We start from the raw sequence: 17,881 nt of genomic DNA, 5'->3' as shown, positions 1-17,881 counted from the left end.
GAGAGGGCCTAGCCCTCTCTTTTTTTATGAGAAAATGTTGTTCTATTTTAGTTTTTGATTGTGAATAAATTAATTAATGTCGTTAAAAAGAGCAAGCCAATTATTGGTTTGCTCTCTTTTTAGTTTGTGAAGCCATGACGTCTGAGAAGTTAAATGCTTCTTCTTTACGTTGAATGTGATAAAATTTTTCCCCATTATCGTTGTCGCGTATTAAGTAGATCATTTCTTGTTGAGGATCGAACATGCCTAACGAAATAACTGTGTATTTTTCTTCCAATATTTCTGCTGAATTGAATGATTCATTGAAGATTTTTTTTATATTTCCTATAAGTTCCATCTTTAGATGTGCTTTTTCTACGGATTTTTTTAGTGTAAAACCTTCATCTAAGAAACCTTTAATTAATTCGACTTTGATAATGTTAACAAGACTAAAATTACGAGCTGTATGATGCTCATTTTGTTGTGATTCTATAAAGCCTTTACTTTCCCAATAGCGAAGCTGACGTGTTGTAACACCGGTCATTTCAGATAGCTCTCCAATACCAATTACTAAGTGATTATTATCCAATAAATGTCTAACATTTTCCCCAATCATCTCTTTACTCCTTGTTCATTAGTTAACTTTCATTATACTTCCTTTAACAAATATGTCAACTTTCTTGACAATGAAAGTGAAAACTTATAAAGTAATGAAGGAATAAAAATTATAAAAAATAAAGGAGCAATTATTAATGAGTAAACAAGAAACACTTGATATTCATGGCAAACCATATAATCGTGGTTTGTTGGTAGCAGTATTACTAATTGGCTCATTTTGTACGGTATTAAACCAAACATTATTAGCTACTGCTACACCGAAACTTATGGACGCATTTAGCATTGGGGCTAATGATGTTCAGTGGTTAACAACAGGCTTTTTATTAATCAATGGGATGATGATTCCTATTACAGGTTGGTTGATTAACCGATTCCCGTCGAAGAATTTATATTTAGCGGCAATGATTATTTTCTTAGTGGGAACTTTTGCCTGTTTTATAGCACCAAACTTTAGTATTTTATTAGCAGGTCGTTTAATTCAAGCGATGGGTGTAGGGATTTCAATGCCTCTACAACAAAACATTATGTTCTCAATCTTCCCTCCAGAAAAACGTGGGGCAGCAATGGGGATGTCAGGAATTGTTATTGGATTAGCACCAGCAATTGGCCCAACACTATCTGGTTGGATTGTTGATAACTATAGTTGGCGTGTATTATTTGGTATGATGTTACCAATTAGTACGATTGTCGTGGTTTTATCATTCTTTTTAATGAAAAATGTCTTGGAAGTTTCAAAATCAAAAATCGATTTTTCTTCAATTATTTTATCATGTATCGCATTTGGTACAATGTTATATGGTTTCTCATCAGTTGGTTCAAGAGGATGGGGAGACAGTTTAGTGTTAGGTTGTATTGCAATAGGAATTATTTTCTTAGCAATCTTTAGCTTACGCCAATTAAAAATGGATGAGCCATTCTTAGAACTACGTGTGTTCAAATCAAAAATATTTACAGTGACTACTGTGTTATCAGGTTTAGTTATGATGGCAATGATTGGGGCTGAAATGGTTTTACCAATGTATATTCAAAATATTCGTGGTGAAACAGCGTTTAATTCAGGTTTGATGTTATTACCAGGTGCATTAGTAATGGGATTCATGATGCCTATTACGGGTAAAATTTTTGATAAACAAGGAGCAAAACGCTTAACTATTTTAGGAATGTTTATTTTAGCACTTTCGACACTACCGTTTGCATTTTTAACAGCTGAAACACCGTTAACGTATATTATTGTGTTATATGGTATTCGTATGTTTGCAATTTCTATGGCTATGATGCCACTTACAACAGAAGGGCTAAACGCGTTACCACATCATCAAATTAGTCACGGAACGGCTGTAAACAGTACCTTCCGTCAAGTAGCAAGTTCAATTGGAACAGCTGTTTTAATTAGTGTATTATCAAACGTTACCGCTAATAATATGCCAAAAGAGAGTATGGTAGATAAAACACCTTTAGCGTATAAAGATCAAGTGATTGATGCGTTGCTATCTGGTTATCATTCAGCGTTCTTCATTGCGGTGATTTTTGCAGTGATCGGTTGTTTAATCTCCTTCATGTTAAATGCTAAACCTAAAACAGTTGTAGGAGGTAAAGCCTAATGATGTTATTAATTTCAGCAATTAGTGTGGTATTATTTACCTACTTTTCAATCAAGGCTTCAGATAAACGTCATATTGCCTTGCCAACAATTTTTGGGTTGTTATTCATTGGCTCAATTGTAGCAATGATTGCTAATGGTAGTTATCATTACGGTATGGCAAAAGAAACAGTGGTAAAAGAACAAAAGTTAGTTTCTAGTGCTGATATGAATGGTATGAATATTTTGATGTATCAAGGATTAGGTGATGGCAGTGAGAAAATTTATTTAACCAAAACATCCGATGATCAAAAAGAACCAAAAGCAACTGGAACAAATAATGTCATCAACAAAGTAATTGAAGATAGTAAAGAAGCTAAATGGGTCCAATCTACGACTTATTGGGTTCCAAAAAATAATACTATGAAAGCTTTATTCAATTATGGAAGCAATAAAAAAGAATTTGTCTCTGAGAAAAATGAATTTTACCTTACTAAAGATTGGCAAGTGTTAAGTACTGATCAATTAGAAAAATTTGGTAAGTTAATTAAAGAAAAACAAGCAACCATGGCAGAAGATATCAAATCATTTATTGAAGAAGGTATCAAACAAGCCATGATGAAAGACCCAAGTATGGGTAAAGAAGCCATTGAAAAGTTAACAGAACAGTTAACGGCACAATTCCAACAAAAAGTTGTTGCTGAAGTATTAGCTGCAATTAAGTAAGTTTATTTAACATTAAAACAGTTGTTTATTCACTGTTTTAATGTTTTTTTGTTTAATTAATAAAAAGATGAAGTATTCTGAGAGAAAGTATTTGTCAGATGAAGGTTAGTGTGATAAAGTAATACACAATTAGAAAATAAATTAACCGTGATTAGGAAAAGTAAATTAATCCTTTCTTGATAGAGAGCTCTGGGTAGCTGCGAACAGAGTAAGAAGCTTAATTGAACACACACCTAGGAGTTATGCTTCTGAATTTAGTTAGTAGGAAGTATCGTTGAGCCCGTTACCGCTTATAGTCAAAGATATTTGACTAACTAAGTTCTTTATTGCGAGATAAAGAAAAATTAGAGGTGGCACCACGTATAGTAATTATTCGTCCTCATGACTTCGGTCATGAGGACTTTTTTATTTTTAATAACATTAAAAAATATTGATTAGGACAAGTAAAGGCGTCCCTGCTTAAAGAGAGCTCCCGATAGCTGAAAACGGAGTAAGCAAACAAATTGAACACACACCTAGGAGTTATCAAGGCGAAATTATTTGAAGTGACAAAATAATAAGTAGTCTTAATCGGATAAGCTCGTTATCGCTGTATCAGTCAAATAAATGACTGGTTGAGGTTCTTACTGCGAGGTGAGAGCGCATTGAGGTGGCACCACGTATAGACAACTATTCGTCCTCTTAGCTTATGGCTAAGAGGACTTTTTTTATATTAAAGGAGAGAAGAAAATGGATATTGCATTAAAGGTATTACCTTCATTATTAGACGCAACAAAAATGACACTTGAAGTATTTTTTATGACATTATTATTGTCATTACCATTAGGATTGGTTTTGGGCTTATTACTTAAAACAAAAATTAAATGGCTAAATTATTTATTAAATAGTTTAATATGGATTATTCGCGGTACGCCGTTACTATTACAAATGATTTTTGTTTTTTATGGTTTTCCATTACTAGGATTTATCATTGAAAACCGAGTGGCAGCCGTATTGCTGGCATTTGTAATTAATTATGCAGCTTACTTTGCTGAAATCTTCAGAGGAGGTATTCAAGCAATACCTAAAGGACAGTATGAAGCCGCGCAAGTGTTAGGTTTAACCAAGTTGGAAACGTTAAAAAAAATTATTATGCCGCAAGTTATCAAAATAGTCTATCCATCTATTGGAAATGAAATTATCACATTAGTAAAAGATACGTCACTGGTTTATGCTTTAGGTTTAAGTGAATTGATGAAAGCAGGGCGTATTGCGATGCAACGTGAAGTAAGTATTATTCCGCTGATAGATGTTGCGATTATTTATTTAATTTTAACCGGTGTGATGACTTTGATTTTAAAATATTGCGAGAAAAAAATAAACTATTATCAGTAAGGAGTGAGTCGATGTTAACGATTAAGAATTTAACGAAGAAGTTTCAAAATAAAACGATTATTGATAACTTGTCTTTAGAGATTCCAACAGGACAATTAATTTGTTTAGTAGGGCCATCTGGTGGAGGGAAAACAACGTTGTTACGTTGCGTAAGTGGCTTAGAAACATTTCAAGCCGGAGAAATTTTGTTAGATGATCACCCAATTGAAATGCAATTAAATAAAATTGGTGTTGTTTTTCAAGATTATCATTTATTTCCACATATGACAGTGCTAGAAAATTTGTTATTAGCACCTAAATTAAAGAGTTCTCAATCAGAAACAGAATTAGGGCAACAAGCTAAACAGCTTTTATCACTATTCGATTTATCAGAACAGGTTAATCAATACCCTTATGAACTATCGGGTGGTCAAAAACAACGTGTCGCAATTGCACGAGCCCTTATGTTGACACCAGAAGTGATTTGCTATGATGAACCAACGAGTGCACTTGATCCGCAATTACGTGATAGTGTAGGCAAAATGTTACTTGACTTAAAAGCAAAAGGTATCACTCAAATTGTGGTGACGCATGATCACGAGTTTGCTAAAACGATTGCAGATAAAATTTATGAAGTAAATGTATAATAACTAGGAGGAAAAAAGATGAAATCATTTATATCAGTATTATTAGGAATAGGACTTATTGTATTAGGGTTTAATTTAACAGGATGTAGTAATCAAACAGATACAGCAAAATCATTTAGTGACTACGAAGAAAAAGGAAGTATAGTGGTTGGTTTAGACGATAGTTTTGTTCCAATGGGTTTTCGTAATGATAGTGGAGAGTTAGTAGGATTTGATATAGAGTTAGCAAAAAAAGTTGGAGAAACAGTGGGTGTTAATATTGAGTTTCAACCAATTGACTGGTCAATGAAGGAAACAGAATTAAAAAACGGGACGATCGATGCTATTTGGAATGGTTACACAGTGACAGCTGAGCGTAAAGAACAAGTAACGTTTAGTCAAACTTATTTAAAAAATGATCAAGTAATTGTCACCATGAAAAAGAACAAAATTCAATCACCCAATGATATGGATGGCAAAATTGTGGGGTTACAAGAAGGTTCAAGTGGAGAAGATGCCTTTACAAACAATCCAGAATTATTAAAAGATTTTGTTAAAGATCAAGAAGCTATTTCGTATCCAGCTTATACAGAAGCATTTATGGATTTAGAAGCAGGACGTATTGATGGCTTATTGATTGATAAAATTTTTGCAGATTATTATTTATCACAAAAAGAAAATAAAAATGATTTTGCTATGATAGCAACTGAGTTTCCAGAAGAAGACTATGCTATTGGTTTTAGAATAGGTGAAACAGAGCTTGCAGATAAGATAAATGAAGCAATCAATCAATTAATTACTTCAGGTGAAGCGAAAGCTATTAGTGAAAAATGGTTTGGCGAAGACCGCTTAGTAAAGTGAGAATAAGTTAATCGCCATCAGTAAAACAGAGCGGTGACTAAGAATAGTCATCGCTCTGTTTGGTTGATGTTAGCCTGATTAATTAATATGATTGTTCAAATGTTCCCCAAACGTTTACCTCTTGTTCATGAACCATTAGTTGCCCTTTAGCAATCACACTAGTAAGGTCTAATGTATGTGGGTCCAAGACGCAAATGTCGGCGTCTTTACCAATTTCTAAACTACCTTTACTAGATAACTTCAAAATAGTAGCTGGGTTTTTGGTAATTGTTTTAATAGCTGTTTCTAAAGGAATTCCTTCATTTAAAACGGCATCTTTAATTCCGACTAATAACGACTTAGCACTCCCAACACCTAAACCTAAAAACTGATTGTTTTCATCAAAATAAGGTAGGCTTCCTTGGCCATCGGATGTCATTGTAATTTGTTCAATGGCAATTCCTTCAGCTAATAAGCGTTTTAACCCTTTGCTGAAACGCACTTCACCATCGCTCTTTTCCCAGAATTCTGGATTTTCACTACCTGTGAAATCAACATAGCCTCCACGTTTAGCGTAATCAATCGCTGCTTCAAATACTGCTTCGGTACGATTAATATGAGTTGGTAAAAATTGGCTAATAGGAATTTCGGTTTCATCAACTGTGCGTTCGATAAGTTTGAAAGGTTCTTTACCATCACCTAGATGAACATTGATAATACCAGCTTTTCCAGATAGCATGCCACCAACACGAGCTTCTGAGGCAGCACGTGTGAATTCTTCAAAACTAGGTTGAGAAGAACGGTGATCGGCAATAGCAATTTCACCGATGCCGATAATTTTATCAATCGTTAGTAAATCTTTGATAATTGAGTCGGTCACTGTACAAACCGGTAGATGATACGATCCAACATAGAGATAAGTTGAAATGCCTTCTACCTCTAGTCCACGTGCTTTACTAATTAACGCGACCATATCACGACCAACCCCGTCAGTTCCAAGACAGCCAACAACAGTCGTTACGCCAGCTGTTGTTAATTTTGAGAGGGTGACCTCGGGTGTGCGATTTTGGTAACCACCTTCACCACCACCACCTGTTAGATGGAAATGACAATCGACAAATCCAGGTGTAACAATCTTACCTGCCACATCAATGACGTCAATCTCAATTGGAAAACTATCCGCAGAAAGTTGATCTTCAATAGCAATAATTTTATCATTTGCTAGCAGGATATCTTTTTTTCCAAGATAATCTGGTGAATAAACTTCCGCGTTCTTTATTAATTTCATCATGTTAAGTCACTCCTTTTAAGTAAGTTTATAATAAAAACGTTTGTAATTGAAAATATTTTTTTTGAGAGGCATCCAATTATTTAAGGGTGTTTTTTTTAATGTCATTAATTGAAATGAGAAATAATAAGACAGCACAAAGGATTAGTAAATAGTTAGTTTCAACAATACCAGTAATTAATAAGATTACACTGGAAAAGATTCCTACATAATTCATCATGTTTGATAGTTTCATATAAATAATCACTCCTTGTTAAATTAATTATAGTGTACGATATTTGACGTTTTATTAATAGTCTTTTAGTAAAATAAAAAAGTTGTGACCAAATGAATGATCACAACTTCTTGAAAATTATTATTGTAAGCCAATCATAATCGCAATAGCAATAAAGATACAACCTAATACGAATAAGAATGCTTGCATTTTAATTTGGAATTTCGCCCATTTTGCCCAGTCAATATGTGCAACACCTAGAACACCAATTAAACTTGCTGAAACAGGTGTGAAAGCATCCATGAAGCCTGCTCCTAATTGATAAGCTAAGACAGCAATCTGTCTTGGAATGTTTAGTAGATCAGCTAACGGTGCCATAATTGGCATTGTTAAAGCGGCTTGTCCAGAGTTTGATGTTACCACTAAGTTGAATAAACTTTGGAAAATGTACATGAACCAAGCACCAACTAAAGCAGGTAAGCCAGAAAGTGCAGAACCAATTGAATGTAACGTTGTATTCAAAGCAGAGTATTGTGCAGCGTCAGAGCCACCTAAAACTAGAAGAATACCTTTTGCCATACCAACTACAATTGCTGTTCCTGCTAAATCGGCAGCTCCGTTTTGGAAGCTCTTAGCAATATCATTAATCCCCATACCATCAAGTTTGAAGATAACGGCTGTGATACCAGCAATAAGTCCCATTACGAAAAATTGAGAGGCAATTTCTGGAATGTAGTAGCCTTTTTGCGTTACGCCCCAAATAATCCAAACTAAGACGATTAACATTTCAATTAGAATTAATTTGTGTCCTAATAAGAATGGTTTTTTCTCATCAGATGTCTTCTTAATTTGATCACGGAAATATTGATCTGATTCATATGTTTCTGAAGTTAATGGATTTTTACGGATTTTTTCAGCGTAAATCATCATATAAGCTGCGGATAAAGCAGTGACGACTACCCACATAATAATACGGAATGTTGCACCTGAAAGTACAGGAACACCAGCGATACCTTGGGCAACAGCCACACTAAATGGACTCATCCATGATGTCGCATTTCCGACCTGTGAGGCCACATAAGTTACGGTAACCGCAACGATAGAGTTATAACCTAAGGCAATAACGAAGGGTACCATAACCATTGAGAACGGGATGACTTCTTCAGCCATCCCAAATGTTGCTCCACCAAAAGAAAAGGCGAAGAACAGCAACGGTAAAGCTAATTTTTCTAGCCCCTTAGTTTTACTAATAAAGGCATAGATACCAGCATCAATTGCACCGGTACGCATGATAATACCAAAAGCACCACCAACGACTAAGATTAATGCAGCGATGCCGACAGCAGAACCGTATTTGTCTCCAGAAACTAACCCTTCAAAGACAAAGTTTAGGAAACCAAAACCACCAAAATCATCTGTTCCCCACAATTTTGCTGTTTTGTGTAATTTTTTAGATGTATCATAAATGTCCTTACCATATAACTCATATAGCGTATCATCTGTTAAGTTGTACTCATCTAAAGTTTCTTGTGAGATGTTTTCTGCACCATCAGCAATAATACCTTCTACATCACTTTGGCTAACACCAATTTTATCAAGAGTGGCTTCATCGTTAGCTAACTCTTCTAATTTCTCAATCACGATATTACCATCTAAATTATATTGATAGCGGAATGAGTCCTGATCTAAAACGGTTTTTGTTGCAACTTCACCGTTTGCGTCCTTGTATTCAATTTCTGTTGTGTCAAACTTACCAGCAGGGACTAAATAAGTTAATAGCCACGCTAATACGACAACACCAAAGATAATGACATAGGTATGTGGTGTTTTTATCTGTGTCAAATCTTTCTTTTTCTTCACGTTTGTTCCCGACATAGAATTCTCCTTTATATATATGTTATAAAACCATAAACATTATAGCACAACATCGAGCATAATTCTGTTAAAAAATTAGCGCTTTTTGCATAAATAATCAGTAGTCAAAAAAATATGAAGATGTATTATATAGTAGGAATATGCTATAATTGAATAAAGAAATGAATAATAAATTTGAAGAATTAATAAGGAGGATAAGATGGAATTAGTTAGACATAAGGCGTTTGTAGAAGCATTTCATTATGATGCACATAATGGTGAACAAGGTGAAAATGAAATTAAAGTAGATGTAACACCACTTGAAGTTAATGAGGAAGCAGATTTTGATTCTGAAAAAAATAGTATATTAGGGGTACGAGTGATTTATAAAATTATGTTCCCTGATTTTGTATTAACAGGCGCAGTTCGTCAATTGGTCGAAGTTCATGGCCGTAAAATTACAGCGTCAGAAGAATTATCAAAGGAAGAAGTTAACGAGTTAATCAAACCACTATTTAGAGTTGTGGAACGTTTAACGGAAGAAGTAACAGAAATTGCCCTTGATATTCCTGGTGTTAAATTAAACTTCCAACAAGAAGATTAGCCTATACATAGGGGTGGACAGTTTGTCTGCCTCTTTTTATTTACAAGAAAAGAAGGTGATAATATGAAGTTGGCTTATGTGATTGGAGATATTCATGGAGATATAAATAGTTTTCAACGAGCATTAATAGAATTTGATCCAACTATGCATCAGTTGGTATTATTAGGAGATTTACTTGACCGGGGAACGTATAGTAAGGAATGCTTGCTTCTAGGTAAGAAATTAGTCGAAGAATATGGGGCCGTTTACTTGAAAGGAAATCATGAAGATCTACTATTGAGATTTATTGAGGATCCTATTGAACGGTATCCTAATTACTTATTAAATGGTGGAAAACTTACTATCGAGAGTTTACTACATAAAGGTGCCTGTGAGGAATATTCACCTTCTGAAATTGCGGCAATGATTCGCTATCACTATGAGACATTACTCACGTTCTTAAAAACACTACCGCTATATTATGAATGGCAAGCATATGTTTTTGTTCATGCAGGGGTTAATTTAACCTTAAGCGATTGGCGCAAGACAAGTGAGCGTGAATTTATTTGGATCCGCGAGCCGTTTCACCAATTACCCAATAAAACGGGCAAGACGTTGGTATTTGGCCATACACCAACGCACTATTTATATGGAGATAATCAAACGACCAAGTTGTGGCAACATGATCATAAGATTGGTATGGATGGTGGAGCAATATACGGTGGGAGTCTTCATGTGGTTATTTTTTCGTCAGAAGGAATCTTGCAAGCACAAGAATTTTTCCAAGGAGAAGTATGGCAACCAGAAGAATAATTTATGATATGATAGATAATGAAATAAAGTGAAGGACGTGGAGTGTTTTGGAAGAAAAAGAACAACGTGTACATTCAATTTTAATCAAAGAATTAAATCAGTACAAACCTAATCAAATCAAGAAAGTGTTAGAATTATTAGCTGAAGGAAACACGGTACCGTTTATTGCACGTTATCGTAAAGAAGCAACCGGTAGCTTAGATGAAGTCATGATTCGTGAAATTGAAGAACGTCATCAATATATTACTAATTTAGAAAAACGACGTGAAGAAGTAGAACGACTAATTCACGAACAAGACAAACTAACGCCTGAGTTATCTAAACAAATACTCACGGCCACTACGATGCAAAAGCTAGAAGATATTTATCGACCTTACAAACAAAAGCGACGTACTAAGGCAACTATCGCCAAAGAAAAAGGTTTAGAACCATTTGCTAAATGGTTATTAACTTATCCAAGTAGCCCGGTTGAAGTAGAAGCACAAGCTTATATTAATGAGGCCAATGAGGTAATGAGTACAGAAGATGTCTACCAAGGAGCACATGAAATTATTGCAGAAATCATTAGTGATGATGCAAGCTATCGTGAGTGGCTGCGTGACTTTACAATGAAAAAAGGTATCTTAGTAAGTAGTGGAAAAGATGCTTCAAAAGATGAAAAACAGATTTTTGAAATGTACTACGATTTTCAAGAACCGGTTAAAACGATTGTTTCTCATCGTGTTCTAGCAATGAATCGTGGGGAAAAAGAAGGCATACTTAAAGTGGAATTAACCCTTCCAGAAGAAGAAGTGATGCGTTACTTTGAACGTCATTTGATTGGCCAACACACGCAAAGTACGGCAGTAGCTTATATTCGTGCTGCGTATCAAGATAGCTATAAACGTTTTATTAAGCCAGCAATCGAACGTGAAATTCGCTCAGAATTAACAGAAAAAGCTGATGAACAAGCCATTAATATTTTTGGTGAAAATCTACGTCATTTATTATTACAGTCACCATTAAAAGATAAAGTCGTAATGGGATTTGATCCAGCATATCGTACGGGATGTAAATTAGCGATTGTTGATGGTACAGGAAAAGTCTTAGCCATTAATGTTATTTATCCACACAATCCAGCTCCTGCAGCCAAAAAAGCTGCCGCAGGTCCAACCTTTAGAGAACTAATCGAAACGTATCAAGTTGAGATGGTTGCTATTGGGAATGGGACTGCTAGTCGGGAATCAGAATTGTTTGTTGCCGAGCAATTAAGACAAATAGAGCGTAGTGTGTACTATGTGATTGTTAATGAAGCCGGTGCTTCGGTTTACTCAGCAAGTGCGGTTGCTCGTGAAGAATTTCCAGATTTGCAAGTTGAAGAACGTAGTGCAGTTAGTATTGCGCGTCGTTTACAAGATCCCTTAGCAGAATTGGTAAAAATTGATCCTAAAGCTGTTGGTGTCGGACAATATCAACACGATGTTTCTCAAAAACGCTTAGCTGAACAATTAGACTTTGTTGTGGAAACAGCGGTTAACCAAGTAGGTGTCAATGCTAATACGGCTAGCTCTGAATTACTACAACACGTGGCCGGATTGAACAAAACCACTGCGCAAAACTTTGTGAAGTATCGTGATGAAAATGGTGTTTTTACTGATCGTAAACAGTTGAAAAAAGTACCACGATTAGGACCAAAAGCTTATGAACAAGCAGTTGGTTTTATCCGAATTGTGGGTGGTAAAACCATTTTAGACAATACCGGAATTCACCCAGAAAGTTATGAAGCAACGGAACGTTTATTAAAAGAATTAGGCATTCAATTAACAGAATTAGGAACAGAAGAAAGTAAGCAAAAACTTGCCAATATGTCATTACCTTCAATGGCACAACACTTGTCTATAGGAGAAGAAACATTACAAGATATCGTAGAGGCATTGAAACAACCAGGGCGTGATATGCGTGAGGCTATGCCTGCTCCACTATTAAGAAAAGATGTATTAACGATGGAAGACTTAAAAGTCGGCATGGAACTAGAAGGGACCATCAGAAATGTGGTCGATTTCGGGGCATTTGTGGATATTGGTGTTAAACAAGATGGGTTAGTACATATTTCTAAATTAAGTCATAAATTTGTTAAGCATCCAACTGATGTAGTCGCAGTTGGTGATATCGTAACAGTCTGGATTGAAGAAGTTGACTTAGCCAAACATCGTGTCGCACTAAGTATGTTAGGTCCCAATCAAGCCTAATGTTAAGCGAAGATTATCGTTATTTTGAACAACTATTTCAAGACGAACCACCTTTGACAGATGACTCTTTAACCGAATGGATAAGCATCATTTCGTTAAGATGCTTTAATGCGCCATTTACTCATGATGCAAAAGTAAATAAACGATTAAAGACGACAGGTGGTAGATATCATTTGACTAGTCATCATATTGATATTAACCCACTAGTCTATACAAAGTATGGGTGGGAAGAATTAGTCAATGTGATACTACATGAACTTTGCCACTATCATTTGCATTTAACCGGACGCGGCTATCAACATAGAGACAAAGCCTTTAAACTATTATTAAAAGCGGTAGGTGGCTCACGTTATGTAAAACCGTTAGTTGAAAAAGAGACTCGTTACCATTATCGCTGTCAGAAATGTCAACTAGATTATTATCGTCAGAAAAAAATCGACCTCAATCGCTATCGCTGTAAATGTTTTGGTGATTTAGTCATGATAACATTAGAATGACTGAATAATTGAACAATATTGTTTAATAAATAGATTGAAATAATTGATAACCTATTATATTAAAAGCGCACGACGTTGAATAGTCGTGCGCTTTTTCGTTATATCTTTTAATTACTTAGTATAAATAGCCACTCGTTGCTGATTGATAGAGGTATCTTCTAAAAGCTCAACTAGAGCAGTTGCATAATCGGCATAGCTTAAGTAACTTTTACCGTGTTTATTGACAGTGAATTCTTCACCTGTAAAGGCATACTGACCAGTTTTTTCTCCATCCGCAATGAAATCGGCTGCGGGGCTGACATAAACCCAGTGGCTATCGTGACGTTCACGCAACAAATCCAAGCCTTTAGCCATACTTTCAGCAAGTGGTTTATACGCTTCAGGAAAATCAGGAGTATCTTTTAATTGAATGGTATGAGTAGCATCCATATATAAACTACCTGCGCCGCCAACTATTATTAATCGTGTGGGTGTTCCTTTTAAGATATCAGTTAAATGAGCAATAGACGTTTGATGCTTGATTAAGTCTTCGGGTTGCCAAAAACCTGCTGCATCAATGATAACATCAAATGAAGAGATATCATCACGAGTTAAATCAAATAAATCTTTTTGTAGTGACCGTGGTGCAGTAGTTTTGTTATCGTTTCTAACAATTGCTGTTACCTCATATCCTTTATTGACGGCTTCTTCAGTAATCAATTGACCAACTTTACCGTTCGCTGCAATAATACCAATTTTCATCATTGTTTCCTCCTATATATTTAAAGGGTCTATTTACAAAAATAATTGTATCATAAACGTTCGATTTTTTATTGCCTTTTGACTTACAATTAGATAGTTAAATAAAATGATTAGTTTTTATTAAAAAAAGTCAGCTAGTTTGCTTATAGTAAATAAGGTCTTTTAAAAGTGAGGTAAAAAGGATATAATAACTTAGGTAGTTTTTTCACAAAGATGAAAAAAGGAGAACAAGTAAATGCGTGAATTAAAGACAATGGACGGGAATACAGCAGCAGCACATATTGCGTATGCATTCACAGAGTTAGCGGCTATCTATCCCATTACCCCCAGTTCAACGATGGCAGAAGTAACCGATGAATGGTCTGTCGAGGGAAAGAAAAATTTATTTAACCGTCCAGTACAAGTAATTGAAATGCAATCAGAAGCAGGAGCAGCGGGTGTGGTTCATGGTGCGTTGAAAACAGGTGCATTAACAACGACTTATACAGCTTCTCAAGGTTTACTGTTGATGATTCCTAATATGTATAAAATTGCAGGCGAGTTATTGCCCACTGTTTTTCATGTAGCATCTCGTGCGGTAGCAACTAATGCTTTAAGTATTTTTGGTGATCATGGCGATGTCATGGCGGCACGTCAAACAGGTTTTGTTATGTTAGCAGAAAGTAGCGTCCAAGAAGTGATGGACTTATCTGCAGTGGCTCATCTTGCAACTATTGAAGCAAGCTTACCTTTTATTAATTTTTTTGATGGGTTTAGAACGAGTCATGAACTACAAAAAATAGAAGTACTCGATTATGAAGAATTACGCCCGCTTGTTAATGAAGAAAAATTAGCTGAATTTCGTCAACGTAGTTTGAATCCTAACCAACCGCATGTCAGTGGGACCAACCAAAATCCAGATATTCATTTCCAACAACGTGAAACAATTAATACGTATTACGATGCTGTACCAGGCATTGTCCAACATTATATGCAAAAAATTAATGATCTACGTGGAACAGATTATGATTTGGTAACTTATTACGGTGCAAAAGATGCGACAGAAGTGATTGTTTCGATGGGAAGTGTTGCTTCAACTGTTAGAAACACTGTCGATTATTTAAATGCACAGGGACAAAAAGTGGGACATTTGAATATTCATTTATATCGTCCGTTTCCAACAGAAGTTTTCTTAAATAAGTTACCAAAAACGGTGAAAAAAATCGCCGTATTGGACCGAACAAAAGAGCCTGGAGCTAACGGTGAACCGTTATTATTAGATGTTCAAAGTGCTTTGTATGGCAGTGATGCAGCACCAATTATTACAGGAGGACGTTATGGATTAGGCTCAAAAAATACAACACCCAGTCATATTTTAGCTGTTTTTAGACATTTATTAAGACCAAAAGATGAATTGAAACAACGTTTTACGATTGGGATTGTCGATGATGTAACCTATTTATCCTTACCTGTGGAAGAAGAAATAAATCTAATTTCAGATGAAACGTATCAAGCGAAATTTTGGGGATTTGGTTCAGATGGCACTGTAGGGGCAAATTATTCAACCATCAAGATAATTGGTGATCAAACAGACCATTATGTTCAAGGATATTTTGATTACGATTCAAAAAAATCAGGGGGATTAACCGTATCACATCTTCGATTTGGCCCACATCCTATCGAAGCAACATATTTAGTCGATGAAGCCAATTTTGTCGGCTGTCATCATACATCCTATGTGAAAAAATACGACATGATTGATTCTTTAAGAGAAAACGGTGTCTTTCTTTTGAATGCTAGTTGGTCAGATGAGACGTTAAAGACCTTATTACCTTATAAGATGCGTAAAAAAATGATAGAAAAAAATATTCGGTTTTACGTAGTCGATGCGGCTCAAATCGCGCTTAAAGTGGGATTACCTGGAAGAATTAATACTATTATGCAACGTGCTTTCTTCGAATTGGCAGGAATTATTGAACCTAAAGTGGCAGAAGAACATATGATGGATGAACTGAAACGACGATTTGCTAAAAAATCTAACGATATAGTCGAAAAAAATGTTGAGGCGATGAGATTAACCGTGGATAGTATGAGAGAAATTCAACTAGATGATTCATGGTTGGAAACGAAAGGTCGCTTAACTGATGCAACCGTGAAACGTCCAGAATTTGTTTTTAAAATTGTAGATCCCATTGCTCGACATGAGGGAGATTCTTTATCAGTAGGCGATTTAAAGGAACAACAAATGACTGATGGACGTATTCCAAGTGGTATGGCTGCGTATGAGAAACGCGGCATTGCTTTGGAGGTGCCAGAATGGGATGTGGATAAGTGTACGATGTGTAATGAATGTGCCTTTGTCTGTCCTCATGCGGCTATTCGTCCATTCTTAGTCGATGAGGAAGAACAATCTGAAGCGCCTGATGGATTCCTAACAAGAGAAATGCGTGGAGCCGATGGTTTAATGTATCGTATTCAAGTATCTTTAGAAGACTGTACAGGTTGTGGTTTATGTGTGGAAGCTTGTCCAGCTAAAGGAAAAGCACTAGAAATGAAGCCTTACGATGAGATGAAAGAACAAGCAGTTAACTGGGCTTTTGCGATGACGTTGAAAACAAAAGCCAATCCATTTAAAACCAATAATATTCGTGGCTCTCAGTTTGAGCAACCGTTAATCGAATTTTCAGGTGCTTGTTCAGGTTGTGGAGAGACACCGTATATTAAATTATTAACGCAATTGTACGGTGATCGTTTAATGATGGCGAATGCTACGGGGTGTTCTTCAATATTTGGGGCATCTGCGTCGACAACCCCCTATACAACCAATCACCTAGGACAAGGACCTGCATGGTCAAATTCTTTATTTGAAGATAATGCCGAATTTGGTTATGGGATGTATTTAGCTAATAATTCTAGAAGAGAAGAGCTAGCGATGATAGTTGAGACGATATTAAAAGAAGAACAGTTATCAGAAGAGATTGCCCAGATGCTATCGGATTGGCTAAGTCATTTTAATGATAGCCAAGGAACCCAACAACGTGCACAAAAAGTAAAAGCAATGGTCGAGGCGGAAAAAGAAACCTATCCTGTTTTAGAACGAATCGCACAAAAATGGGATTTATTAGTGAAACCTAGTCAATGGATGATTGGTGGCGATGGTTGGGCGTATGATATTGGTTTTGGTGGGATTGATCATATTTTATCAAGTGGTGAAGATGTCAATATTTTGGTGATGGATAATGAAGTTTATTCTAATACAGGTGGTCAAAAATCTAAAGCGACCCCAACAGCTGCTATTGCAAAATTTGCTGCAGATGGAAAACGTGGGGTAAAGAAAGATTTGGGTGTTATTGCCATGAGTTACGGCAATGTGTATGTGGCGCAAATCGCATCAGGTGCTAATCAAATGCAAACCATTAAAGCGATTGAAGAGGCAGAAAAATTCCCTGGACCTTCATTAATTATAGCTTATACACCATGTATAGCACATGGAATTAGTGGCGGTATCACGTTACAACAAACGAAAGATGCGGTTAACTCAGGTTATTGGTCATTGTATCGTTACAACCCCACACTAGAAGAAAAAGGCAAGAACCCTATGACTTTAGACTTCAAAAAACCTAACTTTGAGCAAATGAAATCTTTTTTATTAAGTGAGACTCGTTTTTCATCTCTAAGTAAGGTAAATCCTGAAGTAGCAGATGAGTTATATGACAAAACAATTGAAGATGCTAAAAAGCGTTTTTATCGCTATGCACGAATTGCTGGTCAGGAAGAAAAAATTCGTCAAAAGTTGGAAAAAGAATAAACATACTAGGTATTTTTTAAGAAAGAGCTGTGACAAAACTGTTGTCACAGCTCTTTTATTTCGCATGAACGGTGTAGCAAAAGCAGCTTCTTAAATTTTACTTTGTCACAAGCTCCTGTTTTGATGGCTAACAAAGCAAAATGATAGAAATTTTT

The 17,881-nt window shown here is 35.8% G+C and carries 14 protein-coding genes and 2 other annotated features; of the genes, 10 read left to right on the top strand and 4 right to left on the bottom strand.

Annotated features, from left to right (window positions below):
• Window positions 1-100: 100 nt before the first annotated feature.
• Window positions 101-595, bottom strand: coding sequence for a MerR family transcriptional regulator (locus E4Z98_RS06980; RefSeq protein WP_135254561.1), 495 nt, complete (start codon window positions 593-595; stop codon window positions 101-103).
• 136 nt (window positions 596-731) lie between these two features.
• On the opposite strand from E4Z98_RS06980, the gene E4Z98_RS06975 reads away from it, so the two are divergent.
• The 5 genes from E4Z98_RS06975 (at window position 732) to E4Z98_RS06955 (ending at window position 5,742) form a co-directional block, all read left to right on the top strand.
• A complete protein-coding gene (locus E4Z98_RS06975) occupies window positions 732-2,198 on the top strand; it encodes an MDR family MFS transporter (RefSeq protein WP_135254562.1) in 1,467 nt (488 codons plus the stop codon).
• Window positions 2,198-2,902 carry a DUF4811 domain-containing protein gene (locus E4Z98_RS06970; RefSeq protein WP_135254563.1) on the top strand — a complete coding sequence of 235 codons (705 nt, stop codon included), beginning with the start codon at window positions 2,198-2,200 and terminating at the stop codon, window positions 2,900-2,902. Before E4Z98_RS06975 ends, E4Z98_RS06970 begins: the two co-directional genes overlap by 1 nt.
• A gap of 138 nt (window positions 2,903-3,040) precedes the next feature.
• Window positions 3,041-3,286: a binding site (T-box leader), on the top strand.
• 37 nt (window positions 3,287-3,323) lie between these two features.
• Window positions 3,324-3,586: a binding site (T-box leader), on the top strand.
• A gap of 45 nt (window positions 3,587-3,631) precedes the next feature.
• A complete protein-coding gene (locus E4Z98_RS06965) occupies window positions 3,632-4,276 on the top strand; it encodes an amino acid ABC transporter permease (protein WP_135254564.1) in 645 nt (214 codons plus the stop codon).
• A gap of 11 nt (window positions 4,277-4,287) precedes the next feature.
• The gene (locus tag E4Z98_RS06960) at window positions 4,288-4,902 is read left to right on the top strand and encodes an amino acid ABC transporter ATP-binding protein (protein ID WP_135254565.1); all 615 of its coding nucleotides are present in this window, start codon (window positions 4,288-4,290) and stop codon (window positions 4,900-4,902) included.
• Window positions 4,903-4,920: 18 nt separating this feature from the next.
• Window positions 4,921-5,742 (top strand): amino acid ABC transporter substrate-binding protein, encoded by an 822-nt coding sequence (locus E4Z98_RS06955; RefSeq protein WP_135254566.1) that lies wholly within the window; start codon window positions 4,921-4,923, stop codon window positions 5,740-5,742.
• 82 nt (window positions 5,743-5,824) lie between these two features.
• Here E4Z98_RS06955 and iadA read toward each other — a convergent pair whose 3' ends face one another.
• Both iadA and yfcC read right to left on the bottom strand, forming a co-directional pair.
• Entirely contained in the window at window positions 5,825-7,009 is a 1,185-nt protein-coding gene (iadA, locus tag E4Z98_RS06950) for a beta-aspartyl-peptidase (RefSeq protein WP_135254636.1), read from the bottom strand.
• A 355-nt stretch (window positions 7,010-7,364) separates the two neighbouring features.
• Window positions 7,365-9,098 (bottom strand): putative basic amino acid antiporter YfcC, encoded by a 1,734-nt coding sequence (gene yfcC / locus E4Z98_RS06945; protein ID WP_135254567.1) that lies wholly within the window; start codon window positions 9,096-9,098, stop codon window positions 7,365-7,367.
• A 199-nt stretch (window positions 9,099-9,297) separates the two neighbouring features.
• Here yfcC and E4Z98_RS06940 point away from each other — a divergent pair, with 199 nt between their 5' ends.
• The 4 genes from E4Z98_RS06940 (at window position 9,298) to E4Z98_RS06925 (ending at window position 13,198) form a co-directional block, all read left to right on the top strand.
• Window positions 9,298-9,681 (top strand): DUF1149 family protein, encoded by a 384-nt coding sequence (locus E4Z98_RS06940; protein ID WP_135254568.1) that lies wholly within the window; start codon window positions 9,298-9,300, stop codon window positions 9,679-9,681.
• Between the two features lie 63 nt (window positions 9,682-9,744).
• The gene (locus E4Z98_RS06935; RefSeq protein ID WP_135254569.1) at window positions 9,745-10,473 is read left to right on the top strand and encodes a metallophosphoesterase; all 729 of its coding nucleotides are present in this window, start codon (window positions 9,745-9,747) and stop codon (window positions 10,471-10,473) included.
• A 47-nt stretch (window positions 10,474-10,520) separates the two neighbouring features.
• Window positions 10,521-12,701 carry a Tex family protein gene (locus E4Z98_RS06930; protein ID WP_135254570.1) on the top strand — a complete coding sequence of 727 codons (2,181 nt, stop codon included), beginning with the start codon at window positions 10,521-10,523 and terminating at the stop codon, window positions 12,699-12,701.
• Window positions 12,701-13,198 carry a SprT family protein gene (locus E4Z98_RS06925; RefSeq protein WP_135254571.1) on the top strand — a complete coding sequence of 166 codons (498 nt, stop codon included), beginning with the start codon at window positions 12,701-12,703 and terminating at the stop codon, window positions 13,196-13,198. Before E4Z98_RS06930 ends, E4Z98_RS06925 begins: the two co-directional genes overlap by 1 nt.
• Before the next feature lie 111 nt (window positions 13,199-13,309).
• Here E4Z98_RS06925 and E4Z98_RS06920 read toward each other — a convergent pair whose 3' ends face one another.
• Window positions 13,310-13,939 carry an NAD(P)-dependent oxidoreductase gene (locus E4Z98_RS06920; RefSeq protein WP_135254637.1) on the bottom strand — a complete coding sequence of 210 codons (630 nt, stop codon included), beginning with the start codon at window positions 13,937-13,939 and terminating at the stop codon, window positions 13,310-13,312.
• 235 nt (window positions 13,940-14,174) lie between these two features.
• On the opposite strand from E4Z98_RS06920, the gene nifJ reads away from it, so the two are divergent.
• Complete coding sequence (gene nifJ, locus E4Z98_RS06915) at window positions 14,175-17,726, top strand: pyruvate:ferredoxin (flavodoxin) oxidoreductase (RefSeq protein ID WP_135254572.1); 3,552 nt, start codon at window positions 14,175-14,177, stop codon at window positions 17,724-17,726.
• The last annotated feature ends 155 nt before the right edge of the window (window positions 17,727-17,881 follow it).

The sequence above is a fragment of the Vagococcus xieshaowenii genome (assembly GCF_004792515.1).
Lineage (GTDB): Bacteria > Bacillota > Bacilli > Lactobacillales > Vagococcaceae > Vagococcus_A > Vagococcus_A xieshaowenii.
The sequence above is the reverse complement of the archived record's forward strand: the minus strand, read 5'-3'. Positions and strand labels throughout refer to the sequence as shown.